The following is a 26,817-nucleotide window of genomic DNA, read 5'->3' as shown; positions in this document are numbered from 1 at the left end:
GTGTTCCTTTGGTAATCGGGAATGGGGAATCGTAAAAGCGGGGAGCGTATCCGGCGCTGCGAGTCGAGCTAGTCGAGGGCAACGACGGCCTTGCCGAAGTTCTCGCCGCGCAGCAGGCTGATCAGGCCCTGCGGGGCGCTGTCCAGGCCGTGCAGGACGTGTTCGCGGTACTGGATCTGGCCCTCGCGCAGCCACTGGCCCATCTCGCGCAGGAAGGCGGGCATCAGGCGGATGAAATCGTGCTGGATGAAGCCGCGCACGGTCAGCCGCTTGCGCAGCACCTGGCCCATGAACTCCGGCAGGCGATCCGGCCCCGGCGAGGCCTGGCCGCGGCTGTTGTAGGTGGCGATCACGCCGCAGACCGGGATGCGTGCGAAGTCGTTCAATTGCGGCAGTACCGCGTCGAAGACCTTGCCGCCGACATTCTCGAAGTAGACGTCGATCCCGTCCGGGGTGGCCGCGCGCAGCTGCTCGGCGAAGTCGTCGGCGCGGTGGTCCAGTGCCACGTCCACGCGCAGCACCTCGCGCAGGTACCGCACCTTTTCCTCGCCACCGGCAATGGCCACCACGCGCAAGCCCTGCAGGCGCGCCAGCTGGGCCACGGTGGCGCCGACCGGCCCGCTGGCCGCCGCCACCACCAGGGTTTCGCCGGCCTGCGGCTTGCCGATTTCGTGCAGGCCGGCGTAGGCGGTGAAGCCGGGCATGCCGTACACGCCCAGCGCGGTGCTGGGCGGCAGGGCATCGTCCTTGGGCAGCTTGCGCAGTGGTGTGGTGGGCGTGAGCAGGCTATGGCTCTGCCAACCGCCGGGCAGCACCAGCAGGTCGCCGGGCTGATAGCCGGCATGGTGCGATTCGAGCACCTCGCCGACGGTGCCGCCTTCCATCACTGCGTCGATCTCCACCGGTGCGGCGTAGGACGGGCCGTCGTCCATGCGTCCGCGCATGTACGGGTCCAGCGACAGGAAGCGGTTGCGCACCAGGATCTGTTCGTGCCCGGTGGGCGGCAGGGCAACCTCTTCAATGCGGAAATTGTCGGCGCTCGGCTCGCCGTGCGGGCGCGAGGCCAGCACGATGCGGCGGTTGGTGATCGATGTCATGGGGATTCCTTGCGGAAAGGGCCGCGCGTACGCGGCCGGAAGGCACAGCCGCGCTGGCGGCTGCACGCGGGAAGACGTGTGTCCGTCGCTGCGATGCGCGCGTGCTGCAAACCGATGCGTCAGGCCGCGTCGGCCGGCTCGGGGGCGCTTGCGGCATCGAGCTGTGCAATCTGATCGGCGCTCAGCGACAGCTGTGCAGCGGCCAGCACATCGTGCAACTGGGTCACGCTGGTGGCACTGACGATCGGTGCGGTCAGGCCCGGACGCGCGATCAGCCAGGCCAGTGCGATCTGGGCCGGCGTCGCAGTGTGGGTGGCCGCCAGATCGTCCAGCGCCTGCAGGATGCGCAGGCCGCGCGGATTGACGTATTGCTTGACTACCGAGGCGCCACGCGCGCTGCTCTTGCCGGCGTCGTCGGCGCTGCGGTATTTGCCGGTCAGAAAGCCGCTGGCCAGCGAGTAGTAACTGATCACCCCGAGCTCGCGCTCGCGCACCAGCGGCTCCAGCTCGGCTTCATAGCCGGCGCGGTCGTAGAGGTTGTATTCCGGTTGCAGGCTTTCGTAACGCGGCAGCTTGTACTGCTCGGAAACATCCAGGGCGTCGCGCAGGCGGGCGGCGCTGTAGTTGGACGCACCGATCGCGCGCACCTTGCCCTGCTCGATCAAGCGGCCGAACGCGGCCAGCGTGGCTTCCAGCGGAATCGATGCGTCGTCTTCGTGCGCCTGGTACAGATCGATCACATCGGTCTGCAGACGGCGCAGCGAATCGTCCACGGCAGCGGCGATATTCTCCGGCGACAGGCCCGGATGCTCGCTCCACTTGGCCACCTTGGTGGCGATCAATACCTTGTCGCGTTTGCCGCTGCGTGCGAGCCAGCGCCCGATGATGGTTTCCGACTCGCCACCGCGGTTGCCCGGCACCCAGCCGGAGTACGCATCGGCGGTGTCGACCAGATTGAAACCGGCATCGACGAAGGCATCGAGCAACGCAAACGAGGTCGCCTCGTCGGCGCTCCAGCCAAACACATTGCCACCGAAGACAATCGGTTGAACCTGCAGGCCGGAGCGGCCTAACGCGCGGGAATGGGTCATCACGGATGCTCCTGATTCGAACTGCCGACAGCATAGTCATGCGTGTCGATGTTGCGTGTGACACCTGCGTGGATTCTGCGTTCCGCCGATCGCCCTCATCGACTCACATCATTTGAACATGTCGCTTCCCGCCTGGTGCGGCGCGTCATGCGGCGCCTTGATCCATGCACATGGCAGGCTTCCGGCCGCATGCTAGGCTCGCGCTACTTTTTCCCGCAAAGGGCGCTGCGATGATCCGCAACAAGCTGGTGTGTGCATGTGTGGTGGGGATGGCAGTGGCGATGAGCGCGCCACTGGCAATGGCAATGAAACCGGCCGATAGCGCCAGCCTGCCGGCGCCCGACGCGGCGCTGCAGAAAGCCATCGACGGCAACTGGCGCGATCGTGTCTACGTACAGCGCGATGTCTACCGTCATCCGGGCCAGACGCTGGCGTTCTTCGGCATCAAGCCGACCCAGACCGTCATCGAAATCACGCCGGGCGGCGGTTGGTACTCGGAGATCCTGGCGCCGTACCTGCGCGACAAGGGCAAGTACGTGGCGGCAGTGGTCGACCCGGCGGCGGTGCCGGAAGGCCGTGGCCGCGATTCGGCACAGCGCGGGCGCGACGAGCTGGAGAAGAAGTTCGCCGCCAAGCCGCAGGTGTACGGCAAGCCGTCGTTCGTCTCCTATGTGCCCAAGACGCCCTCGTTCGGCGTGGACAATTCGGCCGATCTGGTGCTGACCTTCCGCAACGTGCACAACTGGCGCATGGCCGGCAATGCCGAGGCGATGTTTGCCGGCTTCTACAAGGTGCTCAAGCCCGGCGGTGTGCTTGGCGTGGTCGAGCACCGTGCCAAGGCCGACGTGCCGGCCGACGACAAGAGCGGCTATGTCGGCCAGGCGCAGTTGATTGCGATGGCCGAAGCGGCCGGGTTCAAGCTGGCCGGCAAGAGCGAGGTCAACGCCAATCCGCGCGACACCAAGGACTATCCCGGTGGCGTGTGGACCTTGCCGCCGAGCAACAGCCACGACAAGGCCGACGATGCCAAGTACAAGGCGATCGGCGAGAGCGACCGCATGACCCTGAAGTTCGTCAAGCAGTGAGGCTTTGCCTGCATGCCGACGCATTGCGCGTCGGCGTGCAGGTCTCTGGCGGTCCGTCGCGGTGCGTCGCTGCTGGAATGACGTGCGCCATGCGATGACGGCGCTGCCAGGCGCACAGCCGTACAGATAGCGCGGTCAGCGGTGGTCGCCCGCAGCAGGCCAATGCTTGCAGCAGCGCCAGCGTCGCGGTGCTCGCTGCATCAGCGTTCACCGCCGTTGCAGGCAGGTGCAGCGCCTCGGCGTCGCGCGCGGCGCGACTTCTTCAACCCGGTGCACGACCCCCGCGCCACGCGCGTGGCATGCAACGCTCTTGCGCAACAGGACTGGCATGTTGGTGTTGTTGAACAAACCCTATGGCGTGCTGTCGCAATTCAGCGACCGCTCGCAGCCGCCCAAACGCACGCTGGCCGAATTCGGCCTGCCGGCCGATGTGTACGCGGCGGGCCGTCTGGATCACGACAGCGAAGGCTTGTTGTTGCTGACCGACGATGGCGCATTGGCGCATCGCCTGACCGACCCGCGCCACAAGCAACCCAAGACCTATTGGGTGCAGGTGGAAGGCGACCCGGCGCCTGCGCACCTGCAGGCCTTGCGCGATGGCGTGCTGCTCAACGACGGCCCGACCCGTCCGGCCAAGGTGCGCAGGCTCGACCCGGCACCGGACCTCTGGCCCCGCGATCCGCCGGTGCGGGCCCGCAAGACCGTGCCCGATGCCTGGCTGGAACTGCAGATCACCGAAGGCCGCAATCGCCAGGTGCGGCGCATGACCGCCTCGGTCGGCCTTCCGACCCTGCGTCTGATCCGCGTGGCGATCGGCGACTGGAGACTGGATGCGCTTGCGCCCGGCCAATGGCGCGTCGAACAGCCGCATGCGGCGCGGCCGGGCAGGACGCGACGCTGAGCCTGGTGCATCCGGTACCGCGGTAGCTTCACCGCACGCGACGCTGAGTTGATGCATTCAGTACACCGGTCGCTTTACTGCACCGCCCATGCAGCATTACCCGCTGGATTGGCAACGCAGGAAGGATGCAACGGTTGCGTGTGTCTGGATGGCCGATCCATTCCAACGATGCCTCGACCTGCAGTGCTTCAGGACATGCTTGCTGAGAGGGGCGCGGGTGTGGACAGGCAATGCGACCCACGTGGTCGGTGATGGTCTGGACCCGCACATGGTGTGCCGCATTCCTCGACCGCGCGAGTGGGTGTCGATGACTTAGCGAGGTGGTTGTGCCGATGGCATCCACAAACAAAAACGCCACGGCGCAGGGCCGTGGCGTTTTTGTTTGTGCCTGGAAGGACGGCTTATTCGATGCCGTCGCTCGGCGTCACTGCGCCGCGGCGCTGGTAGGCCGCGCGACGTGCGCTGGCGTTGCTGGCGTTTTCGCGATCCAGGCGGTGCACGTTGCCGCCGGGGAGCTGCTGGTCACGCTGGCGCTTGCGATACACGGCATAACCGATCAGGCCCAGGCCGGCGACGGCAGCAGCCACGGTGACGGCCGGGTTGCGCTTGACCACTTTGCCAACGACCTTGCCGCCGGTCCGCACGGCACCCAGTGCTGCGCCGGTCTTCAACCATTCGCTGGCGCCCGGGCCGAAATGACGCAGGCTGCTGCCTGCATGACGGGCCTGATCACCGGCATTGGATGCGGCGTGACGCAGGTGGTCGCCAGCATTGCCAGCCAGTTCCAGGGCACGCTCCAGGGCGCGTTCGGTGATCACAGTCAGCTTGCTCATTGGAGGCGTTTCCTTTCTGAGTACGTGGGCCGCAGTGTGTGGGCTGATGCGTATAGACCGTGTTAGCGGTGGTGGAGCTTGTTTGGCTTGCGGTTAAGTAATGCGGTGGGGCGCATTGGGCGCGGGCGTCTGAGTAGCGGTAAATAACAGAGCGATGCGCATGCGCGTCGCTTCCCTTCTCCCACCGGGAGAAGGTGCCCGAAGGGCGGATGCGGGTACGGGCGAAGCCCTCGCGTTGTTCCACCGCAGGTGGCTTCGCTCGTACCCTCACCCCAGTCCCTCTCCCGCGGGGAGAGGGGCCTCAAGTGCCACGTGGTTTTGCTCTATGGGTTGCAGTCGCAGTCCAAGGATCGTCGGGCCACGGATGTCTGGGATACCGCCCCTTCATCTCCTTCCTGACATCCGGATAGGTCGTGACCCAGAAGCTCTTCAGATCCTGGGTAACCTGCAACGGGCGCCCGCCGGGCGAGAGCAGATGCAGGGTCAGCGGGATGCGGCCGTCGGCAATGCGCGGGGTTTCGGCAAGGCCGAACAGTTCCTGCAACTTGACCGCCAGCACCGGCGGCAACGGCTGCCCGGCGTGGTCGAGGGCGTAGACGATCTGCCGCTCCATGCCCGAGGGCACGCTGATGCGGTTGGGCGCGTGGCGGTCGATCAACTGGCGGCGGTCCCACGGCAGGGCGGCCTTGAGCGCTTCGCCCAGCGTGGCGTCGTCCAGCGCATCCAGGCGGGTCTTGCCGGCGAAGGCCGGGCGCAGCCAGGTGTCCAGCGTGTCCAGCAGCGCCTTATCGGACAGATCGGGCAGCGCCAGCTCGGGCATCCAGGCGCGCAACGATTGCAGGCGTGCACGCCATTGGCGCAGGTCGTCGGTCCAGGGCAAGGCATCCAGGCCCAGCTGACGCACAGCTTCGGTCAGGGCGCCGGCGGCTTGCGCCGGATCGACGCGGCCGGCCGGGCGGCTGTCGAGCACGATGCGGTCGAAGCTGGATTGCCGGCGCGCGACCAGGGCGCGCTTGTCCGCATCCCATTGCACCAGGTCCTGCTGCACGAAGCGCTCTGGCACGCTGCGGCGCAGGTAGCCTTCATCCACCGGCGCGGCGCGTAGCAGCAGCGCGTCCTTGGCTTCGTAACGCAGTTCGCTGGCGACCAGCCACGGCTCGCCGCGCAGGTCGCTGTGGTCGAACAGGCGCGCGCTGCGGCCGTTGGCGAGCAGGTAGCGCAGCGGGTCGTTGGGGTGGCGCGCGGCAATGCGGTCGGGGAAGGCGTGCGAGAGCAGGTCGCCCAGTGCATGGGCCTCCACGCTGGCAGGCGGGGCGCTGTCGCAGCGCAGCCGGCGTCGCCATTGCTTGGCGGCGCTGTCGATCGCGGCGAGGCCGCCGCGGTTGGCATCGTGCGCGCTGCGGCCCTGCCGGAAGGCAGCCAGTGCACGCCAGCGCGCGGCCAGCCCATCGCCGCCCTGACGCAGCGGGTCGCGTGCTTCCAGCAAGGCGGCCAGGTCGCAGGCCAGCGCCACGCGGGTCGCATCGCCGGCCTGCACCAGCATCGCGGCCAGGCGCGGATGGGTGCCCAGCGCGAGCATGCGCCGGCCCAGCGCGGTGATGCCGCCGCTGCCGGTGAGTGCGCCCAGCCGCTGCAGCAACTCGTGCGCGGCGGCCAGCGCGCCGGCCGGCGGTGCATCGACGAAACGCAGCGCGGCGCTGCCCCAGGCGGCGAGCTCCAGCGCCAGGCCCGCCAGTTCCACCTGGGTGATCTCCGCGCGCCGCTGCGGTTCCAGCCGTTGCGACTGCGGCCACAGCCGGTACGCCCAGCCGCTGGCCACGCGCCCGGCGCGGCCGGCGCGCTGGTCGGCCGAGGCCTGCGCAATGGTGGTGATGTCCAGCCGCGAGAAACCGCTGTTGGGGTCGTAGTGCGGCTCGCGCGCCAGCCCGCTGTCGATGACCACGCGCACGCCGGGCAGGGTCACCGAGGACTCGGCGACGTTGGTCGCCAGCACCACGCGGCGGCGCCCTGACGGGTCGGGTTGCAGGACCTGGCTTTGCGCCTCGACCGACAGCTCGCCGTGCAGCGGCAGCACCTGCACCGCCGGGTCCAGCACGTCCTGCAGGGCGCCGTGCACGCGTGCGATCTCGCGTTGGCCGGGCAGGAACACCAGCACATCGCCCGGATGGGCGGCCAGGGCGTGTTCCACCGCGCGTCGGGTCTGCGGCTCCAGCGCTTCGTCGCGGCGCGCGGGGAAGTGCGCGACCTCCACCGGGAAGCTGCGCCCGGCGCTGCTCAGGCGCGGCGCGTCGAGAAAGCCGGCCAGGCGCTCGCCATCGAGCGTGGCCGACATCGCCACGATGCGCAGGTCTTCGCGCACCTGCGCCTGCACGTCCAGCGCCAGCGCCAGGCCGAGGTCGCCGGCCAGATGGCGTTCGTGGAATTCGTCGAACAGCAGCGCGCCGACGTGCTCCAGCATCGGGTCGTCCTGGATCATGCGGGTCAGGATGCCCTCGGTGACGACCTCGATGCGGGTGCGTGCGGAGGTCTTGTTCTCGAAGCGGATGCGGTAGCCCACGCTCTCGCCGACCGGCTCGCCCAGCTGGCGCGCCATGAACACGGCGGCGCTGCGGGCGGCCACGCGGCGCGGTTCGAGCATCACGATCTTGCGACCGGCCAGCCATGGCGCGTCCAGCAAGGCCAGCGGCACCTGGGTGGTCTTGCCGGCGCCGGGAGGGGCTTCCAGCACCAGCCGCGGATGGGCGGCCAGGCTGTCGCACAGCTGCGGCAGCAGGGGGGAGATCGGAAAAGCAGGCTCGGTCATGCGCGGGAAGGATACGGGGCCGCCACAGATGGCGCGATGGTCGGGCGGACGGGTGAAGCCTGTCGGGGAATCCGGAAGTGCTCACCTCTTTGGGCATTCAAGGCAGATTCTGGCGCCTGGCACTGCTTCAGATCGGTAATACACCTGTCGATAACCGGTGCAATTCCCACTCTGGATGCCCCATGTCTGTTGCCACACCGAAATTCGTCAGCCTGCAAAGCAAGCTGCTCGGCGCGCTCGCGCTGGGTCTGTCGGTCATCCTGCTGTGTGCCCTCGGTGGTTTGGGCACGGCGTGGCTGAGCCTGTCGGGCAAGGTACCGCCGGAGGTGGCACAGGCCTCCAGCAGCGAGGAGATCACCCGCGACTTCCGCCTGCAGGTGCAGGAGTGGAAGAACGTCCTGATCCGCGGGCGCGACCCGGCGCAGCTGGACAAGCACCTGGGCGCCTTCCGCGAGCAGGGCAGGAAGGTGCAGGCAGGCACCGAGGCGCTGGCCAAGGCCACCCGGGACCCGCAGGTGCGGACGCTGGCGCAGGACTTTGCCAAGGCGCATCTGGGTCTGCAGCGCAACTACGAAGCGGCGCTGGGCAAGTTTGCCGAGGCCGGCTACGACACCCAGGTGGGCGACCAGCTGGTCAAGGGCCAGGACCGCTCGCCCAGCCACACCCTCGAAGAACTGGTGAAGCGCTGCAAGACCCTGGCCGATGCGGCGGTGCTGGCCAGTTCGCAATCGGCGCAGCACAAGCTGGTGCTGTCGGCGGTGGCCACGATCGCCGCGGCGCTGTGCCTGGTGGCAGTGCTGGGCTGGTGGATCCGTCGCTCGATCGTGCGCCCGATCGAAAACGTCGCGCGTGCGGCACGCCAGGTGGCGGCCGGCGATCTGTCGGCGCGTGCGGCGGTCAGCACGCGCGATGAAATCGGTCTGCTCGGCCAGGCCATGGGCCAGGTGGTCAACACGCTTACCGACGTCTCCACCGCGCAGGCCGACATGGCACAGCGCCACGAAGCCGGGCAGATGAGTTACCGCATGGACGCGCAGGCCTTCCCGGGCGCATACGGCCGCATGGTCGACGACACCAATGGCTTGATCGGCGCGCAGGTCGGTCTGATCGGCGACATGCTGCAGGTGATGCAGCATTACGCGGTCGGCGACATGTCGGTGGACATGCCGCGCCTGCCGGGCGAGAAAGCGCAGATCACCGAGGCGATGGACACCACCAAGCGCAACCTGGCGGCGATCAATGGCGAAATCCGTGGCCTGGTCGACGCGGCTGCGGCCGGCGACTTCGCCACGCGTGGCAATGCCGAGGCCTACCAGTTCGAATTCCGCGCCATGGTCAACGGCGTCAACGGCCTGATGCAGAACGTGGACCAGAATCTGGCCGAGTTGTCGCAGCTGCTCAAGGCGATCGCCGATGGCGACCTGACCGCGCGCATGCACGGCAACCAGCAAGGCGTGTTTGCACGCATGCGCGACGATGCCAATGCCACCGTGCAGCGCCTGACCGATATCGTCGGCGACATCACTGTGGCCGCGCAGACCATTCGCACCGCCTCGGCAGAGATTGCCGCCGGCAACAACGACCTGGCCCAGCGCACCGAACAGCAGGCTGCCAACCTGGAAGAAACCGCTGCCTCGATGGAAGAGCTCACCTCCACCGTGCGCCAGAACGCCGACACCGCGCAGCAGGCAAGCCGCGGCGCGCAGGCGGCCGCGGAGATCGCCGGCCGCGGCGGCGAGATGGTGGCCAGCGTGGTCGACACCATGGGCGAGATCGAGGTCTCGTCGAAGAAGATCGCCGAGATCATCAGCGTCATCGACGGCATCGCGTTCCAGACCAACATCCTGGCCTTGAACGCGGCGGTGGAAGCCGCACGGGCGGGCGAACAGGGCCGTGGTTTCGCCGTGGTCGCCTCGGAAGTGCGCGCGCTGGCGCAGCGTTCGGCCGGCGCGGCCAAGGAGATCAAGCACCTGATCGATGCCTCGGTGGACAGCGTGGAGCGTGGCAGCGCGCGCGTGGATCAGGCCGGGCAGACGATGCAGCAGATCGTGCAGTCGGTGCAGCAGGTCACCACCTTGATCGCGGAAATTTCCGCGGCATCGCGCGAGCAGTCGTCCGGCATCGAGCAGGTCGCCCGCACGGTCAACGACATGGACGAAACCACCCAGCGCAATGCCGCACTGGTGGAAGAGGCCTCCGCCGCGGCACGTGCAATGCAAGAGCAGGCGGTGGAACTGAGCGAAGCGGTAGCGGTGTTCCGTCTGGATGCACGCCGGCCGCGCCTGGCGGCTGCGGCGTGACCGACGAATGTCGTGGTTGCCGTCGGTGCGAGGGAGCTCCTGATCGGGCCCCTCGCGCCGAAGTGCGTAGAGCAGCAGTCGTCAGTGCGTAGGCTTGTACGGAATGATAAAAAAAGCGCGTATCTGTTTTTGATGAGGGCTTGTTGAGGTGCGACATAATCATGCCTGGACCTTGCCATTCAGCGGTTTCGCCTAATCCAACAAAAGTCCACGTGGCCCTTAGTGCAGGTGGCCCGGAGACGGTAGTGATGCCGTTTCCGGTCTCACTGATCAACGGCGTGGAAGGATCTGGGTTAGGGAAGACTCTGCAGTCCTGTCACTTCGCTCGCGTGATTGGCGGATCCATATCGCCCTGGTACTGCTTTCCGAAGCATCTGCGCAAACGCTGATCGCGCTCGCGTTGGTTGCAGGGTCGTTCCAGCGCGCCGGTCAGCGATAGCGCGGCACCGGCAAGCTTGGAACGAAAGGCCCAGGTCTGCTGAATCTCGCCACCATCCGGCGTCCAGTCACCAGCAAAGCGGGTGGCCTGATAGTCCACCGGCGCGGTGCGTTGCATGAAATTGCGTGTGGGCGTTGCCGTATCGACGACGGTGGCCGGTAGTGAAAGATTCAACGACTGCGAAGTATTACCAGATGTAGCGACGGGGCTGTCTGATGAGCGTGCTGATCGACGCATGTCCACCTGTGGCAGTGTTTGCGTGCTGCGAGGCATCGCCGCGCTCGCTGTATTTACCACACGTCGCGACGATGGCGACCGAGTGATCATGCCGGGCGGTGATGCCTGTGGACCGGCTGCTTGCAGCGGGCGCGGTAAAAACACCAGCGTCATGCGCGGTGAGCTGCTGCGCTGGCGATCGGTTACAGCGACCGGCGGTATGCGGCTTAGCCAAAGCGCGAATACACCATGCAGTGCGAGCACCAACAAGATAGCAAGGGCGGGTTCGCCTTGCCGATCGCGCGGACGGTGCTGTGTTGCAGGTTCCATCCGATCACGTCCGTGTGCGCTGAACGCGAGCGTATCGACAGCGCCATTGGATTTGCGTTACGCGCCGCGGCGAGCAGGCGCACTTTGCCTGCAATCTCGCTTGGTCCTTGCCTGCCCACCGTAGCGGGACCTTGAGCGGCATGGATGCCGCGCCAGAGCCTCCATGGACGGATTCACGGCGTGTCCTGCGATGGTGGGCGGGCAAGGGCCCTGCAGCCAAGCAACAGATCGACCGCTCCACGATCGATCCATCGACACCATCCAGCCACTTCGAGATACACGAGAACTGCGCTAAAAACCTGCGAGTTCAAGTCGCGGCGTCGTCAGACGATCAGGCCAAACCAGGCCGACCTCGGTATCAGGTCGTCAACCCGCTTCGCGCATCCGGGCGGTCAGGCCCTTGAGGAAGGCGCGCAGCAGCTGGTCGCCGCAGGGGCGGAAATTCTTGTGGCCCGGCTGGCGGAACAGCGCAGACAGTTCCGGCTTGGACAGCGGGAAGCCGGCGCTGGCGAAGATGGCGTGCATGTCCACGTCTTTCAGCTCGAAGGCCACGCGCAGTTTCTTCAGCACCAGGTTGTTGCCGACACGGGTTTCCAGCGGACGTACCGGCTGGCTTTCGTCGCGGCCGCGGAAACGCAGCACCAGGCCGTCGAGGAAGCGCGCCAGCATCGCGTCGGTGCAGGGCTCGAAGCCGGGCTCGTCCTCCTTCTTCAGCCAGGCCTGTACCTGCGGCTTGTCGAGCGCGAACTCCGGGTCGGCCAGGTGGGTGATCTCCACTACCTTGTCGTCGCTGAGGTCGAGCATGTAGCGGATGCTGCGCAGTACATCGTTGTGGATCATGACAATTCCGGGGCCCCGGCCTGTCGCCGGAAAGGCGCCATTCTACGGGGCCGATGCGCAACGCGGCGTATGCCCCGCCGGCCCGTTGCCGAAGCGGCGGACGCTCAGCTGCCGCGGTAGGTGGAATACCCGTACGGCGAGAGCAGCAGCGGCACGTGGTAATGGCCGTCGTTGGCGATGCCGAACGCGATCGGGATCTGCTCCAGGAATGGCGGGTCCGGCAGTGCGGTGCCGGTGGCACGCCAATAGCCGGCCACCTCGAACTCCAGCCGGTAGCGGCCGGGTTGCAGCGTGAGCGCGGCCAGTTCGGGGCAACGCCCGTCCTGGTTGGTGACCCCGGCAAAGTGCAGGCCGGCATCGGCGAACAGGCGCAAGGCGATGCCGGCGGCGGGGCGGCCGGTGGCCGTATCCAGCACATGGGTGGACAGCGTGCTCATGCCACCGCCTGGGTCGGTTGCGGCCATTGGCCGACGAATTCGGGCTGGTCGTAGGCCAGGTAGCTGTCGACGATGGCCTGGCGGTCGTCCAGGAACAGCTGATCGGCCACCGCGCGGGCCAGCCGTGGCAGCGCGACCTTGAGCCCGGACAGCGCCGCCGCCGACGGGCCGTGGTTGATCAGCGCCGAATAGTTGAAGGCGAACACCCCGTGCAGCAGTGCGGCATCGTCAGGCGTGCGCGGCAGCAGTTCGAAACCCGGCCCCAGGTAAGGATGCGCATCCAGCACCGGATTGGCCTGGCCCGGCGGCGGCTGGTAGCGGTCGCCCCAGCAGGCGATGCGCCCGGACAGCGCGGCCAGTTCCGGGCGCAGCTGCGGGTCGGTGACCAGGCCGGTGGCAACGGCGAGGAAGTCGAAGCGATGCTCGCCCTGCGGCGTGCGGACCACCACTTCGCCATCGCGCTCGGCCACGTCCAGCCACGGCGCGCCCAGGTGCAGCGCAAAGCCGGCATGCGCGCAGGCGCGTTGGAAGGTGTCGTTGGTCGGCGGCTGGTTGTGTGCGAAGAAGCTGGCCATCATCCGGTATTTGTCCGCATCCGGCAGCGTGAGAAAGCGCGGAATGATGCCGGCCTGTTCCATGTGGCGGAACGGATTGATGCGCGGCAATGCGCTGCGGCGCACGAAGACTTCGGCACTGGCGACGCCTTGCTCCAGCGCGAAACAGGCATTGTCGAATGCTGAGGCGCCGCCGCCCAGGATGCCCACGCGCTTGCCGGCCAGCGCGGCGAAGTCGATGTGGCCGGAGGTGTGCGCGTAGCGCTCTGCGGGCAGGGCGCGGCTGATCCAGTCCGGCACCATCCATTGGCCGCCGCCCTGGATGCCGGTGGCCAGGATCAGCTTGCGCGTGAGCAGCGGCGCGCCCATGGCCAGATGCAGGCGGTGGATGCCCGGCGCCACGTCCGGCTCCACGCGCGCCAGCTGGGTGGCATTGCGCACCGGCAGGCGCAGCACCGCGCGGTACCAGCGCAGATAGTCCATCCAGCTGCCGCGTGGAATCTTGTCCAGCGCGTCCCAGCCGGCGCTGCCGTGCTGGGCTTCCCACCAGGCACGGAAGGTCAGCGAGGGCACGCCCAGGTCGATCGAGGTGATCTGCTTGGGCGTGCGCAGGGTCTGCATGCGCGCATAGGTCACCCACGGGCCTTCCTGCCCCGCGGCGTTTTCATCGATCACCAGCACGTTGTGCACGCGCTCGCGTTGCAGTGCGAACGCCGCGCCCAGGCCGCTCTGGCCGGCGCCGACGATGACCACGTCATACACATGCCCGGCCGGATGCACGCGCGGCTGCGTCCATGCATCGCCGCCGTGGGCCAGGCGCTGCAGATCGTGGTGGAGCTCGCGTTCGAGTTGGGCCAGGCTCATGGCAGTGCCTCCAGGCGCAGGTGAACGATCTTGCCGATCTCGGCGAGGGCGGTGGACAGTTCTTCGCTGCGCGATGCATCCAGCCGGCGTTCCAGTGCGGCCAGGATGCCGGCCTTGTCGTGCAGCCGCACGCAGATCACGAACGGAAATCCGAACCGGTGGCGATAGGCCTGATTGAGCGCATGGAAGCGCTTGAACTCGGCTTCGCTGAGCCTGTCCAATCCGGCCGCGGCCTGCTCGGCCGCCGACGCGGCAGTGAGCGTGCGGTCGATTGCCGCCTTGCCGGCCAGCTCCGGATGCGCGCGGATCAACGCAACCTGGTCCTCCTGCGATGCGTCGAACACCACCTGCATCAGCCCGCGGTACACATCGGCGAACGGGCGCCGCCGTGCGGCGCGTTCGACCACCCACGGCGAATGCTCGAACAGCTCGCGGTAGCGTGCCACGAAGGCGGCATCGTCCAGCATGTTGTCGTCGATCACGCTCATGCATGCGTCCCCTGCAGCGAGACATGCGCGGCCACCACCTTCCAGCCGTCGGAAAACCGCACCCAGCTCTGGCTCTGGCGGCCGCGCGCGCTGCTGCCGGCACGAACGAATTCCGCATGTGTGGTGGCGAAGTCGTGACCGAAGCCGTGCACCTGCACCTGCACGAGCTGGCGTTGCGGCGAGCCGCCGCGGCCGATGCGAAAGGCGCGGATCGCCTCGATGCCGTACAGCACTTCGCCCACGCCGTAGCGCACCGTGCTGGGTGCGGGGTGGAACAGCGCGTCCATCGCGGCGATGTCGTCGTCCATCAGGGCCTGTTCGTACGCGTGGAAGGCCGCGGTCACTTGCGCGATCACCTCGGGCAGGTCGATGTCGGTGGTGTCGATGCTCATGCCGGATGGACCTGCAGCCAATGCCGCGCGATATCGATGCGGCGCGCAATCCAGGCATCACCGCTGGCCAGCACGTGATCGACAAACCGTGCCAGGGCCGCGGCACGCGCCGGCTTGCCGACGATGCGCCCGTGCAGGCCGACCGACAGCATGCGGCCGCCCTCGCTGCGCAGTTGCTCGAAGCCATCGCGCAGGTAGCGGAAGAATGGCTCGCCATCGGCAAAGCCGTTGTAGGCGACGAACTTCATGTCGTTGGCGTCCAGTGTGTACGGCACGATCAACTGCGCGCGGCCGTGGCGCGTGTCGTAATACGGCACATCGTCGGCATAGCTGTCGGCGTCGTAGACAAAGCCGCCTTCCTCGGCGACCAGGCGCGCGGTGTTGGGGCTGGTGCGGCCCTGGTACCAGCCCAGCGGGCGGCTGCCGGTGACACGGGTGTGCACGGCGATGGCCTGCGCGATATGCGCGCGCTCGGTGGCCTCGTCCACCTGCTGGTAGTCGATCCAGCGCAGGCCGTGGCTGGCGATTTCCCAGTCGGCCGCCTGCATCGCGGCCACCGCCTCGGGATTGGAGGCCAAGGCCTGCGCCACGCCGAACACGGTGACCGGCACGTTGCGCGTGGTGAACAGCCGATGCAGCCGCCAGAAGCCGGCGCGGCTGCCGTATTCGTACAGGCTCTCCATCGCCATGGCGCGCGCGCCGGGCTGCGCTTGCGTGCCGACCATTTCCGACAGGAAGGCTTCCGAGCCGGCATCGCCATTGAGCACGCAGTTTTCCGCGCCCTCTTCGTAGTTGATGACGAACTGCACCGCGATGCGTGCGCCCCCGGGCCACTGCACCGCAGGTGGGGTGGCGCCATAGCCGACCAGGTCGCGCGCGGTGTTCATGCATGCGGCTCCGCGTGCCAGGCCGCCAGGGCGGCGTCCACCGCCAGCCCCGGTGTGCAGGCGTAGCCTTCGGCGCGCAGTACCGCTTCCAGCGCGGCCAGGGTGATCAGCACCTTGTGCTTCATCGCGTTGTAGCCCATTGCGCCGATACGCCAGATCCTGCCCTGCAGCGGGCCGAACGCGGTGCCGATCTCGATTTCGAAATCCTCGCGCATGCGTCGGCGTACCGCATCGCTGTCGATGCCGGGTGGAATCACCACGCCGGTGACATTGCTCATGCGGTGCGCATCGTCGCCGAACACCTCCAGCCCCAACGCGCGGATGCCCGCGCTCACCGCACGCCCGGCGGCGGCGTGGCGGGCGAAGCGGGCATCCAGGCCTTCCTGCAGCGCCACGCGCGCACATTCGCGGGCGCCGTACAACATGGTGGTGGCTTCGGTATGGTGATTGAGGCGCTTGTCGGACCAGTAATCCATGATCATCGCCAGATCGAAATAATTGGAGGCGATGCGCGGCCCGCTGCCGTTGACGATGTCGGCGCGCACGATGCCGCGTTCGACATGGCGGCGCGCGAAGATCGCCTCGGCCGCCGCGTTGGAGACGGTGATCGGTGCCGAGCCGGACGGCCCGCCCAGGCATTTCTGCAGGCCGCCGGTGACCACGTCCACGTCCCAGCGATCGCTGGCGATCTCCATGCCGCCGATGGTGGCAGTGGCATCCACGTAACTCAGCGCGCCGGCCGCGCGGCACAGCGCGCCCACGCCATCCAGCGGCTGGGCCATGGTGGTGGAGGTGTCCCCATGCACGGTGGCGACCAGTTTGGGTGCCACGCGCTCGATCGCCTCGGCGATTGCAGCAAGCGGCACCACTTCGCCCCAGGGCGCATCCACGGTGTGCACGTCGGCACCGAGCCGGCCGAGGATTTCGGTGAGCAGCAGGCCGAAGCGGCCGAAGTTGATCACCAGCACGCGGTCGCCCGGGCTGACCAGCGACACCAGCGCCGCTTCGATACCGGCGCGCGCGGTGCCATCGACCAGAAACGTCCAGCGATTTTCGGTGCCGAACAGCGGCCGGTACAGCGCCATCACCTCGTTCATGTAGGTGGTCATTTCCGGGTCGAACTGGCCGAGCAGGTCGGCAGCCATCGCGCGCAGCACACGCGGATGCGCATTGACCGGGCCCGGGCCCATCAACAGCCGTTGCGGGGGATCGAGCTCGCCGAAGGTGTGCAGGTGACGCAGATCAGGTGACAAGGGGATCTCCCAGGTGTTCGATGAAGTGGCGCATGACCGCCAGTGCGAGCTCGGCATCGGCCGGGGCCACGTGTTCGTCCGGATGATGGCTGATGCCGCCGGCGCAGCGCACGAACAGCATCGCGGTGGGGCAGAGCGCGGCCATCACCATCGCATCGTGGCCAGCGCCGGACACCAGCTGGCGTGGCGCGATGCCTTGTGCGGCGACTGCGTGTTGCAGACGGGTCATCAGCGCCGGTGCGCAGGGGCTGGCGGCCAAGGTCTGCAACGGGTCGATGGCGATGGCGATGTTGCGGGTTTTGCTGATACGGGCCAGTGCGCGTTCGATCTCCAGCACTGCCGCATCGCGCGTTGCATCGTCGCCGGCACGCACGTCCAGCGTGCAATCCACCCGGCCCGGCACCACATTGGTGGCGCCGGGTGCGACGTTGAGCTTGCCGACCGTGGCGACCAGGTCGTCGCTGCCGGCGCGTGCAATCCCTTCGATCGCCAGCAGGGCCTCGGCAGCGGCGCTCAATGCATCGCGACGCAGGGCCATGGTGGTGGTGCCGGCGTGGCCGGCGCGGCCGTCGAAGCGCAGCGCAAAGCGCCGCTGCGCCGCGATCGCGGTGACGATGCCGACCGGCAGGCCTGCCGCTTCCAGCACCGGGCCTTGTTCGATATGGGTTTCCAGATAGGCCAGCACGCTCCCGGGCGCGCGTGCGGCCTGCTGGATCTGCGCGATATCCAGGTCCCACTCCGCCAGCGCTTTGGCCACGTCGATGCCGGCCGCATCGGTGACCGCCAGCGTGGCGGGGTCGAGCGTGCCGGCGACTGCACGGCTGCAGAACATCGAGGCAGGAAAGCGCGACCCTTCTTCGTCGCCGAAGGCGATCACCTCGATCGCGAACGGCAGGCGCCGCCCCTGCGCATGCAGCGCGGCGACGCATTCGATGCCGAGCAGGATGCCGAGCGGGCCGTCGTAACGCCCGGCATCGCGCACGCTGTCCAGATGGCTGCCGATCAGCAGCGCCGGTGCGTCGGCGCGTGCGCCTTCGTAGCGCCCGACCAGATTGGCCGCTGCATCCAGCCGCACCTGCATGCCGGCCTGGTGCATCCACTGGCCCACCTGTGCAACGGCGGCGCGATGCGCCGGGCTGAGCCAGGCGCGGAACAGCCCGCCGGGTGTGTCGCTATAGGGCGTAACACCCAGAGCATCGCAGCGGGCAACCGCGCGTGCGCCCGAGCAGGGGGCGGATGAGGTGCGTTGCGCGCTCAGCATGGGGTGCCGTGCGAATGTGGTGTTCTGCCGGCGCTGCCAGGACCGCGATGCGACACGAACTGGTGCATGAGGCCTCCGCAGGCGGCGTGGAAAGGGGGAGCACGCTGGGCGGTCCATTGCCCGGCGATTGCCCGGTGACAGGGTGGCGACAGGCGCGCGTTGCAGGCGGCACCTGTCGATTCGACTATACGAACCGGCCCTGTCACCCCAAAGCGGTTTTTTTAGGGGTGCGCGTTGCAAAAAATGCGACAGGCAGCTGGTATAGCGTTGTGCACCTTCTCCCGCCGGGAGAAGGTGCCCGCAGGGCGGATGAGGGGGCGCCGCACAGGGGTGTCAGCCCTTGCAATGACAAACGCGCCGCCACGCGGCATCAGAAGTGACACATCGCCTGCTTGGCCACGTACCCTCCACCCGAACCTTTGCGCAGCGCCCCGGTCCGCGCTGGGCAGCCGCCCGCATCGGGCTGGAGTTCCTGACCGGCGACCTGGTCGAGAAATCGCTGGCGCGGTCGCACCACTGCAAGCACGCTCGTCGCGTGCAGGCGCTGCATCAGCGTCCCCAGCGGGAGAAGCGCAGTCCACGCGGTCCCCATGGCACCAACTGCTACAGTTTCCCGTATTCCATGAAAGAGATTCACCAATGGCGCGCGACAACTTCAAGGACCTGTTGGCGCTGATCGCCATCGTTCGCGAGGGCAGCTTCACCCGTGCTGCCGCCAAGCTGGGGGTTTCGCAGTCGGCGCTGAGTCACACCATCCGCGGGCTGGAAGCGACGCTGGGTGTGCGCCTGCTGACCCGCACCACCCGCAGCGTGGCGCCGACCGAAGCCGGCGAGCGGCTGATCCAGACGGTGGCGCCGCGCTTTGCGGAAATCGAGGAGGCGCTGGCTGCGCTCGGCGACATGCGCGACACCCCCGCAGGCACCGTGCGCATCACCGCCACCGACTACGCCGCGCGCGCGATCCTGTGGCCCAAGCTGTCCGGGCTGCTGCGCGACTACCCCGAAATCAAGGTCGAAATCGTGGTCGACAACGGCTTGACCGACATCGTCGCCGACCGTTACGACCTGGGTGTGCGGCTGGGCGATCAGGTCGAGAAGGACATGATCGCCGCGCGCATCGCGCCGGACATGCGCATGGCCATCGTCGCCGCGCCGTCCTATCTCGCGCGCCGCCCCGTTCCCAGGACGCCGCAGGACCTCACCGCGCACAGCTGCATCAACCTGCGCATGAAAACCGCCGGCGGCATCTATGCCTGGGAGCTGGAAAAGGACGGCCGCGAAGTCATCGTGCGCGTGGACGGCCAGCTGACCTTCAACGGCACTTACGAAGCACTGGACGCGGCGGTGGACGGCTTCGGTATCGCGTTCGTGCAGGAGGATTTGGCACGCCCGCACATCAAAGCCGGGCGGCTGCGCTGGGTGATGAAGGACTGGTCGCCGACCTGGCCGGGCTTGCACGCGTTCTACCCCAGCCGCCGACATTCCTCCTCCGCCTTCAACCTGGTGGTCGACGCCTTGCGCTACAAAGGCTGATGGATCTGCCGCGTTGCCGGCAGCACCGATGCGCGCAGCCTGCACAGCTGGCACCGACCGATCGTTCCGGTGCGATCGCAGCATGGGCGCATGCCTGGGCTGCGCTCGCGCAAACCGAAGTCGGTGTCGAACGAAGGCGGCGCATCACGCTGCACGATCACCTACGGATGCGCGGTTGATGAGCCGGCTTCATAGGCCTGTGCCGTTCCGCCAGCTTTATCGCCGCCCGCTGCCTGCGTAAGCTGCGGCACCTCCAGACACACGCACGCACTAGCCGCAGCATCCGTTGCTGCATCGCGCCCGTCGTGCGTCGCTGCGGTGGCAGGTCGATGCAGTGCATCGCTGCCTGCAGCGCATTCCTTCCGGACACCACGTTCGCCATCGAGCGCCGCGTCAGCGCGCTTGCGGCGTGGCGTTCGTCTCGCATCCCACTTCGCACAAAGGCCAAATATGCAAGCCAGTTCGCTCGCTACCGATCCATCTTCGCGCGCTGCACCTGCCGCAACACGCCAGACCTGGAGCGCGGTCGGCTCGATGTCGCTCTGCGTTGCGCTGCTGATCGCCTCCGAGTTCATGCCGGTCAGCCTGCTGACGCCAATCGCTGCCGATCTGCATGCCAGCGCCGGCATGGCCGGCCAGGCGATTTCGATCTCCGGCCTGTTCGCGGTGGCCGCCAGCCTGCTGATCGCACCGTTGTCGTCGCGCTTCAACCGGCGCCATGTGTTGCTCGCCCTGACCGGGGTGATGTTGGTGTCGCTGCTGTTGATCGCCAACGCGCACAGCTTTGGCATGTTGATGGTGGCACGCGCGCTGCTCGGCATCACCATCGGCGGGTTCTGGGCGTTGTCTACTGCCACGGTGATGCGCATCATGCCCGAGCATGCGGTGCCCAAGGCCTTGGGCATCATATTCATCGGTAACGCGGTCGCTGCCGCATTCGCCGCGCCCCTGGGCAGCTACCTGGGCGCGACCATCGGCTGGCGCGGGGTGTTCTGGGGCATGTTGCCGCTGGTGGCGCTGACCATTCTCTGGCAATGGCGCAGCCTGCCATCGATGCCCGCGCGAGGCGCCACCTCGCTGGGTGGCATCGTCACCTTGTTGAAGCGTGGGTATGTGGCGCGCGCCATGCTGGCGGTAATGCTCGGGTTTGCCGGCGCGTTTTCTGCGTTCACCTACTTCCGCCCGTTTCTGGAAACCGTCGCGCAGGTCGATGTGTCGCAGCTGTCGTTGCTGCTGCTCGGCCTCGGCCTGGCCGGATTCGTCGGGACCTATGCCGCCACCGCGCTGGTGCCCAAGCGCTTGTTCACCCTGCTCAGCGTGCTGCCGGTTGCGTTGGGTGTGGCGACCATCAGCATGCTGCTGGCCGGCCATCTGGTGTGGGCCGTGGCCGTGGCGATGATTGCCTGGGGCATGCTCAATTCGGCGATGCCGGTGGCCTGGTCCACCTGGCTGAGCCGCTGCGTCAAGGACGCACCGGAAAGCGGTGGCGGCCTGATGGTGGCCGCAATCCAGCTCTCGATCCTGCTGGGCGGCGCCGCAGGCGGCGTGCTGCTGGATCATGTGTCGATCGGCGCCACCTTCGTCGGTGCCAGCGTGTTGCTGCTGGCAGCGTCACTGGTTGCAGGGCGGGGCGATCGTTTGCAGCCGTGAGTGCCGGCGATTGCGCGATGCAGCGCGCAGTGCGTGGAGGCCAGTTCGTGCCAGGCAACGACGCGAGGGCGGCAGCGGATTTTCTGAAGCGCATCACGAAGCCCACAAGCGCGCGTGCCTTGCGCGGCGGTGACGTTTGCCATCGGCCACAGCCCGCGGCCCATGCTCAAGCTGTCTGCGTCGGCATTCCCGCGCGGCGCTGCGGCCATTCGAGCAGCGCCGGTCTGATGCCGAGAGCCAACGGAAGGCGTTGGCGAGCGCACCGTTGTCAGCAAGCGCAAGCACGCTTGGCTGCTGTGCAGCCGTGAGCAGGCTCCTGGCGTTATTTCCAACAGTCCACTGTGAGGTGACAGGCACCTCACACCAACGTGGAACCTGCCAGGCTCAATCCGCCGACAGCGATCCCAGCGTGAAGCCGGACACGGCATTGAGCTTGCCGCGCCAGAGCACGCCACGGTTGCTGGGCAGGGGCTGGCCGCCGGGCGAGAAGCAACGCGAGTCGATCAGGTGGAGGAACTGCGGCGGCGTGCTGCTCTGCTCGGTATCGTCCTCGGTGTCGTAGATGCTGGCGTGGCTGGCAAACGCACGACGGATATCCTCTTTTTCCTCGGCATCGCCGGGATAGGCGGCAGAGAATTCCTGCGCAAAGGCCTCGAAGTACTGCTTCCCGCTGACCAGCTGGCCCGACACGATGATGCCTTCGACAAACAGGGTGATGCCGAACTGCACGTTCGAGGTGTTGACGGTGGCAACCAGCTTCTGCAGATACCAATCCACGCTCTGGCCGTCGAACGCCAGCTTGACGTCCTCCAGGTTCGGTTGATTGTCGTCTTGCTCTGTCATGTGGCTCTCCTTGGTGGAAGGGTTGATGCGTGTGTCGAATAAGCGCGGCGACATCCCTCTTCATCGCCCCGCATGCCCAAAAAAGCAAGCGCGTCCTGTGCAGCGATCGGCGCGGCTGGATCCGCCATCATCGCCTTGGAGAGCATGCCCGGAGTCTATGCCATGTTCCGCCCTGGCTGGAGTCCTGATCGCTAGCGCTCGCCTCTGCCAGCGTGCAAGCCGCCGCTCCGGCGCGATGGCGCAGCTGGCTGCCGGCAACGTCCACCCCTCACCGAGGCAGATGCAGGAAGCGCCGACAAGCCCCGACCATCACCACCCGGCCGCCGCCCCATCGGAGCGCGGATCGCTTGCCCCGCTGAGCGCGCCTTCCACTTCACGCACCAGCGCGCCTGCGTGTCCCATCACCGAGGTGTAGGCGGGCAACAGCTCCACCGCATGCCCCGCATCGCGCAGTGCCTGCACCAGTGCCGGATCAAAGCGGTCTTCCAGCTTCAGTGACGTGCTGTCTTCGCCCCAGGTGCGGCCGAGCAGCCAGCGTGGTGCGGTGATGGCCTGTTGCAGCGGCATGCCGAAGCGCGCGTAGCGGGAGAAGATCGCGGCCTGGGTTTGTGGCTGGCCTTCGCCGCCCATGGTGCCGTAGGCCATGACGCGGCCGTCGTCGAAGGTGGCCAGGGCGGGGTTGAGGGTGTGGAAGGGTTTGCGGCCCGGGGCGAGCGCGTTCCAGCCGTCGGCGGCGAGGCGGAAGCTGCAGCCACGGTTCTGCCAGGTGATGCCGGTGCGCGGCAGCACCAGGCCGGAGCCGAATTCGAAATAGGTGGACTGGATGCAGCTGACCGCGCGGCCGTGCGCATCGATGGCGCCGAACCAGACGGTGTCGCCGGCCTGCGAGGGCTGCGGCCAGGGCAGTGCGCTGCGCATGTCGATGCGTGCGGCGAGCGCATCGAGCGCGGCGCTGTCATCGAGCAGCGCCTGTGCGTCCAGCGTCATCCAGGCGGGGTCGCCGAGGTGCGCGTCGCGGATCAGGAAGGCCTGTTTGGTGGCTTCGATCAGGCCGTGCAGATGCGCATAGCTGTCGGCGTGTTCGGCCTGCAGGCGATCGAACAAGGCAAGGATCAGCAGCGAAGCGAGGCCTTGCGTGGGCGGCGCGTGGTTGTAGAGGCGTGCGCCGTGGATGGCGACCGAGAGCGGTACGCTGGGCTCGGCGCGATGACTTGCGAGATCGTGCGCGCGCAGCGGGCTGCCGAGCGCCTGCAGGTCGGCGGCGATGTCCTCGGCCAGTGCGCCGCGATAGAAACTGTCCAGGCCCTGGTCGGCCAGCCGCTGCAGGGTGTGTGCGAGTTGCGGTTGTTGCAGCAGTGCGCCTTCGTGCAGCGGCGCGCCGTGCGGTTCGAAGATGCTGGCGTAGGCACCGGGTTGGACGCGCAGTTCGGCACTCTTGCTGGCGGCGATGTGCGCGCCGCCCAGCGTGACCGGCACGCCATCGCCGGCGTGGTGGATGGCGTCCTGCAACAGGCGCTGCAGCGACAGGCCGCCGCCTGCCTGTTGCAGGGCCAGCGCCCAGCCGGAGACGGTGCCGGCGACGGTATTGGCCGCGCCGGGGCCGCGCCACGGAATGCTGGCGTGGCCGCGATAGAAGTCCAGGGTCGCAGCCTGTGCAGCACGGCCGCAGGCATCGATGGCATGCACGCGGCCGTCGGGGTCGTGGATCAGCCAGAAGCCGTCGCCACCGATGCCGGTCATGTGCGGGTAGACCACGGCCAGGCAGGCGGCGGTGGCGACGGCCGCTTCGATGGCGTTGCCGCCGTCGCGCAGCACATCGCGCCCGGCCTGCGCGGCAAGGTGATGCGGGGCCACGACCATACCGCGGCGTGCGCGCAAGGTATGCAGCATCAGCGTGTCTCTGCTGGCGGGCTGAAGGCGAGCAGGCCGTCGCGTTCGAGGTGCGCGGCGAGCGCGAATAGGCGGTCTTCGCGGCCGGGTGCGGCAATCAGCTGCACGCCCAGCGGCAGGCGACCGGGGCGCGGCAACGGCGCGGCCAGCACCGGGCACGCGGCCAGGCCGAGCGGCTGGGTGAAGATGCCCAGGTTGGCGCGTGCGGACACCGGCAGGCCGTCGATCTGGATGCTGTCCTGGTCGATGCGCGGTGCCACGCAGGGTGTGGCCGGCGCGATCAATACATCCACCGTGTCCCAGAGGCGCTGCATGGCCGCGCCAAACCACTGCGCGAAGCGGCGTGCATCGGCCACCGCGCTGGCGGGCAGTTGCAGGCCGGCGAGCAGGCGGTCGCGGGTGGCCGGGTCGAACTGCTCGGCGTGCGTGCCCAGGCCGGCGCGATGGCGGTGGCCGCCCTCGGCGGCGGTGAGCACGAAGGCGGCGGCGCGGGCGCGCTCTGCGTCGGGGAGTTCGATCAGGGCGGTGCTATTGCAGGCGGTGAGCAGTTCGCCCAGGCCGGCGTCCAGTGCGGGATCCAGGTTGCGCTGGAACCAGCCGCCCAGGCGGGCGATGCGCAAGTTGCCGGCGGTGCAGTGGGCCAGTGGCTGCCCCAGCATCACTTCGTAGACGCGGCGCAGGTCGGCGATGGAGGTGGCGAACGGGCCCACCACATCCAGCGCATCGACGAAGCCGAACACGCCCTCCAGCGGCAGCGTGCCGTGCGTGGGGCGCAGCCCGTACACACCGCACAGCGCGGCCGGCACGCGGATGGAGCCGTTGGTGTCCGAGCCCAGCGCGAACGGCACCAGCCCGGCGGCCACCGCGGCGGCCGAGCCGCCCGACGAGCCACCGGCCAGATGGCGGTGATCGTGCGGGTTGGCGGTGGTGCCGTAGTGCGCGTTGACGGTGGCGAAGCCGTAGGCGAATTCGTCCATGTTGGCGGTGCCGACCAGCACCGCGCCGGCATCGCTCAGCCGTTGCACCACGGCCGCATCGCGGCTGGCGGGCGCGCACTGCGCGCGCATGACGGCGCCAGCGGTGGTGACCTGGCCGGCGACGTCGAACAGATCCTTGACCACGAACGGCACGCCGGCCAGCGCACCGCCGTCGCTGCCGCCGGCCAGCGCGGCCTGCACGCGCGCGGCATCGGCGGCGGCGCGTGCGGGCAGCAGGCGGGTGATCGCGCGCAGGCTGTCGTTGGCCTGGTTGATGCGCGCCAGCGTCTGGGTGGCATGGCGTGCGGCCAGCGTGGGCTGGCTGCGGGTGGCGCCGACGATGGAGGCGATCAACCCGCGCGCAGTGGCGGTGTCCGGCGCGGCGGGGCGCGGGGCGTTGAAGCTGGCGAGCAGCTGCGCGTGGCCACGCAGCACCTCGGTATTGCGATCGATGCCGGCCTGCCACTGCGCTGGGAGTTGCATGGGGTCACCTGGTTGAGGGCTGGGAGTCGGGATTCGGGATTTGGGAGTCGATGTCGCGGCCTGCAGGTGGTGCGAATGCGCCGCTGCTGGACCGGCTGCTGGGCTGCGGCGGATAGTGCAGGATGCACAGATGCGTCAAGTGAGCTGCGGTTGCTGCCACGACCAAGGTGGATGACAGGCGCGGCGTTTCAGCATTGCCGGTCAATCGCCACGGCTCGGGGGCGCAGCCTCATCCGTCCCTGGGGCTTTTTCTCCCGGTGAGAGAAGGGGTAGCGGCAATCCGACTGCCGGTGGTTGCGGCGCAGTGAGGTGGTCTACCAGGAGTTGTTCGAACGCCTGGACATCCACCGCGTGCACCACCGTCTGCGCCTGCTCGCCCAGCCCCGGCTGATACCCAGGCGCCCACGACAGGATATCGCCGTAGCCCGCGTCGAAGGCGGTGTTGGTATCGACATAGAGCGTTTCGGTCCGTGTCGCCAGCTCCGGGCGCAGCCATACCGCGGTGGCCAGCTCGTCCCACATCGGAAAGCCCGGTTCGCGGCGCCGCAATGCGTGGCCGATGCTGGTATCGGCAGCGCTCATGCGCGCAAGCAGGTCGGGGGTGAGTTCGGTCGCGGTCGATGGGTCCACCGGCACCATGGTGATCCTACGCCAGGGTGCGCGCATGACGATGCTGGCCGCCTCCGGATCCCAGCGGATATTGAATTCGCGGCGTGGCGAGTTGACGAACTCGCGTGCGAACTGCTGCGCGCTGATGCTGTTGCGTTGCTGCCGCGGGTTGAGGCTGCCGCCCATGTAGACCAGTTCGCGCGCCAGCGTGGCGAAGGCCGGATCCAGCGATTGCGCGAGTGCCAGGTTGGTCAACGGGCCTGTGGCAATGATGCTCACCTCGCCCGGATACTGGCGCACCATGCGCAGCATGAACAACGCGGCTGGCTCCTCACGCGCGCGCACCACGCTGGGATTGCCCAGTGCCAGCTCCGGCACCACGTCGTGGGCGTGATAGCGCGGCGCGCTCTGCACGGTGTCGCCGTCCACCCAGTGCCTGGTCCATGCCCCTTTCCAGACCAGCTTGCCGTAGAGCGCTTCCCAGCGCTCGGTGGCCAGTTCGCTGTTGAGCAGCGGATGCACCGGGCCGGGCAGCACGGGGATGTCGGGATGGCCAGCCAATTCCAGCAGGCGGCAGGTATGCGCCAGCACCTCGTCGCGCCAGATGTTGCCGCTGACCGCGCTGATGCCCAGCACTTGGACCTCGGGCGACTGCAACAGCAACAGCTGCGCAGGCGTGAAGCCATCGATGTCGTCTTCGAGAATGACGCGGCGTTTGGAGGAGGGGGTGTGCGGGTGAGTCATTGCGTTTTTGTCGTGGA

The 26,817-nt window shown here is 67.9% G+C and carries 23 protein-coding genes; 5 read left to right on the top strand and 18 right to left on the bottom strand.

What is annotated here, in order from left to right:
* Nucleotides 1–68: 68 nt before the first annotated feature.
* Both EO141_RS17950 and EO141_RS17945 read right to left on the bottom strand, forming a co-directional pair.
* On the bottom strand, nt 69–1,097 hold the full coding sequence (locus tag EO141_RS17950; RefSeq protein ID WP_126945230.1) for an NADP-dependent oxidoreductase: 1,029 nt from the start codon (nt 1,095–1,097) through the stop codon (nt 69–71).
* Between the two features lie 119 nt (nt 1,098–1,216).
* Complete coding sequence (locus EO141_RS17945; RefSeq protein WP_104583922.1) at nt 1,217–2,188, bottom strand: aldo/keto reductase; 972 nt, start codon at nt 2,186–2,188, stop codon at nt 1,217–1,219.
* Nucleotides 2,189–2,418: 230 nt separating this feature from the next.
* Between EO141_RS17945 and EO141_RS17940 the strand changes: the two genes are divergently transcribed.
* A complete protein-coding gene (locus EO141_RS17940) occupies nt 2,419–3,273 on the top strand; it encodes a class I SAM-dependent methyltransferase (RefSeq protein ID WP_053046057.1) in 855 nt (284 codons plus the stop codon).
* A 328-nt stretch (nt 3,274–3,601) separates the two neighbouring features.
* Complete coding sequence (locus EO141_RS17935) at nt 3,602–4,174, top strand: pseudouridine synthase (RefSeq protein WP_119130213.1); 573 nt, start codon at nt 3,602–3,604, stop codon at nt 4,172–4,174.
* A 401-nt stretch (nt 4,175–4,575) separates the two neighbouring features.
* Here EO141_RS17935 and EO141_RS17930 read toward each other — a convergent pair whose 3' ends face one another.
* Nucleotides 4,576–5,007 carry a hypothetical protein gene (locus tag EO141_RS17930; RefSeq protein WP_104649576.1) on the bottom strand — a complete coding sequence of 144 codons (432 nt, stop codon included), beginning with the start codon at nt 5,005–5,007 and terminating at the stop codon, nt 4,576–4,578.
* A 301-nt stretch (nt 5,008–5,308) separates the two neighbouring features.
* On the bottom strand, nt 5,309–7,810 hold the full coding sequence (gene hrpB, locus EO141_RS17925; protein ID WP_127169858.1) for an ATP-dependent helicase HrpB: 2,502 nt from the start codon (nt 7,808–7,810) through the stop codon (nt 5,309–5,311).
* A 182-nt stretch (nt 7,811–7,992) separates the two neighbouring features.
* Here hrpB and EO141_RS17920 point away from each other — a divergent pair, with 182 nt between their 5' ends.
* Complete coding sequence (locus tag EO141_RS17920) at nt 7,993–10,110, top strand: methyl-accepting chemotaxis protein (RefSeq protein WP_164739288.1); 2,118 nt, start codon at nt 7,993–7,995, stop codon at nt 10,108–10,110.
* Between the two features lie 316 nt (nt 10,111–10,426).
* Here the strand turns inward: EO141_RS17920 and EO141_RS17915 are convergent, their stop codons facing one another.
* The 10 genes from EO141_RS17915 to EO141_RS17865 form a co-directional block, all read right to left on the bottom strand.
* Nucleotides 10,427–10,939 (bottom strand): hypothetical protein, encoded by a 513-nt coding sequence (locus EO141_RS17915; protein WP_127169857.1) that lies wholly within the window; start codon nt 10,937–10,939, stop codon nt 10,427–10,429.
* Between the two features lie 522 nt (nt 10,940–11,461).
* Nucleotides 11,462–11,935, bottom strand: a complete 474-nt coding sequence (locus tag EO141_RS17905; protein WP_016901421.1) for a DUF1456 family protein — start codon at nt 11,933–11,935, stop codon at nt 11,462–11,464.
* 104 nt (nt 11,936–12,039) lie between these two features.
* Nucleotides 12,040–12,399, bottom strand: a complete 360-nt coding sequence (gene uraH / locus EO141_RS17900; RefSeq protein WP_119129323.1) for a hydroxyisourate hydrolase — start codon at nt 12,397–12,399, stop codon at nt 12,040–12,042.
* Nucleotides 12,369–13,790 carry an FAD-dependent urate hydroxylase HpyO gene (hpyO, locus tag EO141_RS17895; RefSeq protein ID WP_127169855.1) on the bottom strand — a complete coding sequence of 474 codons (1,422 nt, stop codon included), beginning with the start codon at nt 13,788–13,790 and terminating at the stop codon, nt 12,369–12,371. Before hpyO ends, uraH begins: the two co-directional genes overlap by 31 nt.
* Nucleotides 13,787–14,278 carry a 2-oxo-4-hydroxy-4-carboxy-5-ureidoimidazoline decarboxylase gene (gene uraD, locus EO141_RS17890; protein WP_104583917.1) on the bottom strand — a complete coding sequence of 164 codons (492 nt, stop codon included), beginning with the start codon at nt 14,276–14,278 and terminating at the stop codon, nt 13,787–13,789. The genes hpyO and uraD overlap by 4 nt, the downstream gene beginning before the upstream one ends.
* A complete protein-coding gene (hpxZ, locus tag EO141_RS17885) occupies nt 14,275–14,670 on the bottom strand; it encodes an oxalurate catabolism protein HpxZ (RefSeq protein WP_104583916.1) in 396 nt (131 codons plus the stop codon). The genes uraD and hpxZ overlap by 4 nt, the downstream gene beginning before the upstream one ends.
* Nucleotides 14,667–15,557, bottom strand: a complete 891-nt coding sequence (gene puuE, locus EO141_RS17880) for an allantoinase PuuE (RefSeq protein WP_127169854.1) — start codon at nt 15,555–15,557, stop codon at nt 14,667–14,669. The genes hpxZ and puuE overlap by 4 nt, the downstream gene beginning before the upstream one ends.
* Entirely contained in the window at nt 15,554–16,810 is a 1,257-nt protein-coding gene (locus EO141_RS17875) for an alanine--glyoxylate aminotransferase family protein (RefSeq protein WP_127169853.1), read from the bottom strand. The genes puuE and EO141_RS17875 overlap by 4 nt, the downstream gene beginning before the upstream one ends.
* Nucleotides 16,800–18,071, bottom strand: coding sequence for an allantoate amidohydrolase (locus tag EO141_RS17870; RefSeq protein WP_127169852.1), 1,272 nt, complete (start codon nt 18,069–18,071; stop codon nt 16,800–16,802). The genes EO141_RS17875 and EO141_RS17870 overlap by 11 nt, the downstream gene beginning before the upstream one ends.
* A gap of 370 nt (nt 18,072–18,441) precedes the next feature.
* Nucleotides 18,442–18,621, bottom strand: a complete 180-nt coding sequence (locus EO141_RS17865) for a hypothetical protein (protein ID WP_127169851.1) — start codon at nt 18,619–18,621, stop codon at nt 18,442–18,444.
* An 89-nt stretch (nt 18,622–18,710) separates the two neighbouring features.
* Between EO141_RS17865 and EO141_RS17860 the strand changes: the two genes are divergently transcribed.
* A complete protein-coding gene (locus EO141_RS17860; protein WP_104583911.1) occupies nt 18,711–19,604 on the top strand; it encodes a LysR family transcriptional regulator in 894 nt (297 codons plus the stop codon).
* A 450-nt stretch (nt 19,605–20,054) separates the two neighbouring features.
* Complete coding sequence (locus EO141_RS17855; RefSeq protein ID WP_127169850.1) at nt 20,055–21,254, top strand: MFS transporter; 1,200 nt, start codon at nt 20,055–20,057, stop codon at nt 21,252–21,254.
* Between the two features lie 384 nt (nt 21,255–21,638).
* Here the strand turns inward: EO141_RS17855 and gvpU are convergent, their stop codons facing one another.
* From gvpU to EO141_RS17835, 4 genes are all read right to left on the bottom strand, one after another.
* The gene (gvpU, locus tag EO141_RS17850) at nt 21,639–22,097 is read right to left on the bottom strand and encodes a gas vesicle accessory protein GvpU (protein WP_127169849.1); all 459 of its coding nucleotides are present in this window, start codon (nt 22,095–22,097) and stop codon (nt 21,639–21,641) included.
* Nucleotides 22,098–22,406: 309 nt separating this feature from the next.
* The gene (ggt, locus tag EO141_RS17845) at nt 22,407–23,987 is read right to left on the bottom strand and encodes a gamma-glutamyltransferase (protein WP_127169848.1); all 1,581 of its coding nucleotides are present in this window, start codon (nt 23,985–23,987) and stop codon (nt 22,407–22,409) included.
* Nucleotides 23,987–25,447 (bottom strand): AtzE family amidohydrolase, encoded by a 1,461-nt coding sequence (locus EO141_RS17840; protein WP_127169847.1) that lies wholly within the window; start codon nt 25,445–25,447, stop codon nt 23,987–23,989. Before EO141_RS17840 ends, ggt begins: the two co-directional genes overlap by 1 nt.
* A gap of 201 nt (nt 25,448–25,648) precedes the next feature.
* Nucleotides 25,649–26,800, bottom strand: coding sequence for a nucleoside hydrolase (locus EO141_RS17835; protein ID WP_127169846.1), 1,152 nt, complete (start codon nt 26,798–26,800; stop codon nt 25,649–25,651).
* Nucleotides 26,801–26,817 lie beyond the last annotated feature (17 nt).

The organism is Xanthomonas sp. BRIP62415 (assembly GCF_003993515.1).
In the GTDB taxonomy this organism is placed as follows: domain Bacteria; phylum Pseudomonadota; class Gammaproteobacteria; order Xanthomonadales; family Xanthomonadaceae; genus Xanthomonas; species Xanthomonas euroxanthea.
The sequence above is the reverse complement of the archived record's forward strand: the minus strand, read 5'-3'. Positions and strand labels throughout refer to the sequence as shown.

Bases quoted from the DNA above. Each gene is read 5' to 3' on its own strand.
- EO141_RS17950 (WP_126945230.1), bottom strand. From the start codon at position 1,097: ATGACATCGATCACCAACCGCCGCATCGTGCTGGCCTCGCGCCCGCAC.
- EO141_RS17945 (WP_104583922.1), bottom strand. From the start codon at position 2,188: ATGACCCATTCCCGCGCGTTAGGCCGCTCCGGCCTGCAGGTTCAACCG.
- EO141_RS17940 (WP_053046057.1), top strand. From the start codon at position 2,419: ATGATCCGCAACAAGCTGGTGTGTGCATGTGTGGTGGGGATGGCAGTG.
- EO141_RS17935 (WP_119130213.1), top strand. From the start codon at position 3,602: ATGTTGGTGTTGTTGAACAAACCCTATGGCGTGCTGTCGCAATTCAGC.
- EO141_RS17930 (WP_104649576.1), bottom strand. From the start codon at position 5,007: ATGAGCAAGCTGACTGTGATCACCGAACGCGCCCTGGAGCGTGCCCTG.
- hrpB (WP_127169858.1), bottom strand. From the start codon at position 7,810: ATGACCGAGCCTGCTTTTCCGATCTCCCCCCTGCTGCCGCAGCTGTGC.
- EO141_RS17920 (WP_164739288.1), top strand. From the start codon at position 7,993: ATGTCTGTTGCCACACCGAAATTCGTCAGCCTGCAAAGCAAGCTGCTC.
- EO141_RS17915 (WP_127169857.1), bottom strand. From the start codon at position 10,939: ATGACGCTGGTGTTTTTACCGCGCCCGCTGCAAGCAGCCGGTCCACAG.
- EO141_RS17905 (WP_016901421.1), bottom strand. From the start codon at position 11,935: ATGATCCACAACGATGTACTGCGCAGCATCCGCTACATGCTCGACCTC.
- uraH (WP_119129323.1), bottom strand. From the start codon at position 12,399: ATGGCCGCAACCGACCCAGGCGGTGGCATGAGCACGCTGTCCACCCAT.
- hpyO (WP_127169855.1), bottom strand. From the start codon at position 13,790: ATGAGCCTGGCCCAACTCGAACGCGAGCTCCACCACGATCTGCAGCGC.
- uraD (WP_104583917.1), bottom strand. From the start codon at position 14,278: ATGAGCGTGATCGACGACAACATGCTGGACGATGCCGCCTTCGTGGCA.
- hpxZ (WP_104583916.1), bottom strand. From the start codon at position 14,670: ATGAGCATCGACACCACCGACATCGACCTGCCCGAGGTGATCGCGCAA.
- puuE (WP_127169854.1), bottom strand. From the start codon at position 15,557: ATGAACACCGCGCGCGACCTGGTCGGCTATGGCGCCACCCCACCTGCG.
- EO141_RS17870 (WP_127169852.1), bottom strand. From the start codon at position 18,071: ATGCTGAGCGCGCAACGCACCTCATCCGCCCCCTGCTCGGGCGCACGC.
- EO141_RS17865 (WP_127169851.1), bottom strand. From the start codon at position 18,621: ATGCAGCGCCTGCACGCGACGAGCGTGCTTGCAGTGGTGCGACCGCGC.
- EO141_RS17860 (WP_104583911.1), top strand. From the start codon at position 18,711: ATGGCGCGCGACAACTTCAAGGACCTGTTGGCGCTGATCGCCATCGTT.
- EO141_RS17855 (WP_127169850.1), top strand. From the start codon at position 20,055: ATGCAAGCCAGTTCGCTCGCTACCGATCCATCTTCGCGCGCTGCACCT.
- gvpU (WP_127169849.1), bottom strand. From the start codon at position 22,097: ATGACAGAGCAAGACGACAATCAACCGAACCTGGAGGACGTCAAGCTG.
- ggt (WP_127169848.1), bottom strand. From the start codon at position 23,987: ATGCTGCATACCTTGCGCGCACGCCGCGGTATGGTCGTGGCCCCGCAT.
- EO141_RS17840 (WP_127169847.1), bottom strand. From the start codon at position 25,447: ATGCAACTCCCAGCGCAGTGGCAGGCCGGCATCGATCGCAATACCGAG.
- EO141_RS17835 (WP_127169846.1), bottom strand. From the start codon at position 26,800: ATGACTCACCCGCACACCCCCTCCTCCAAACGCCGCGTCATTCTCGAA.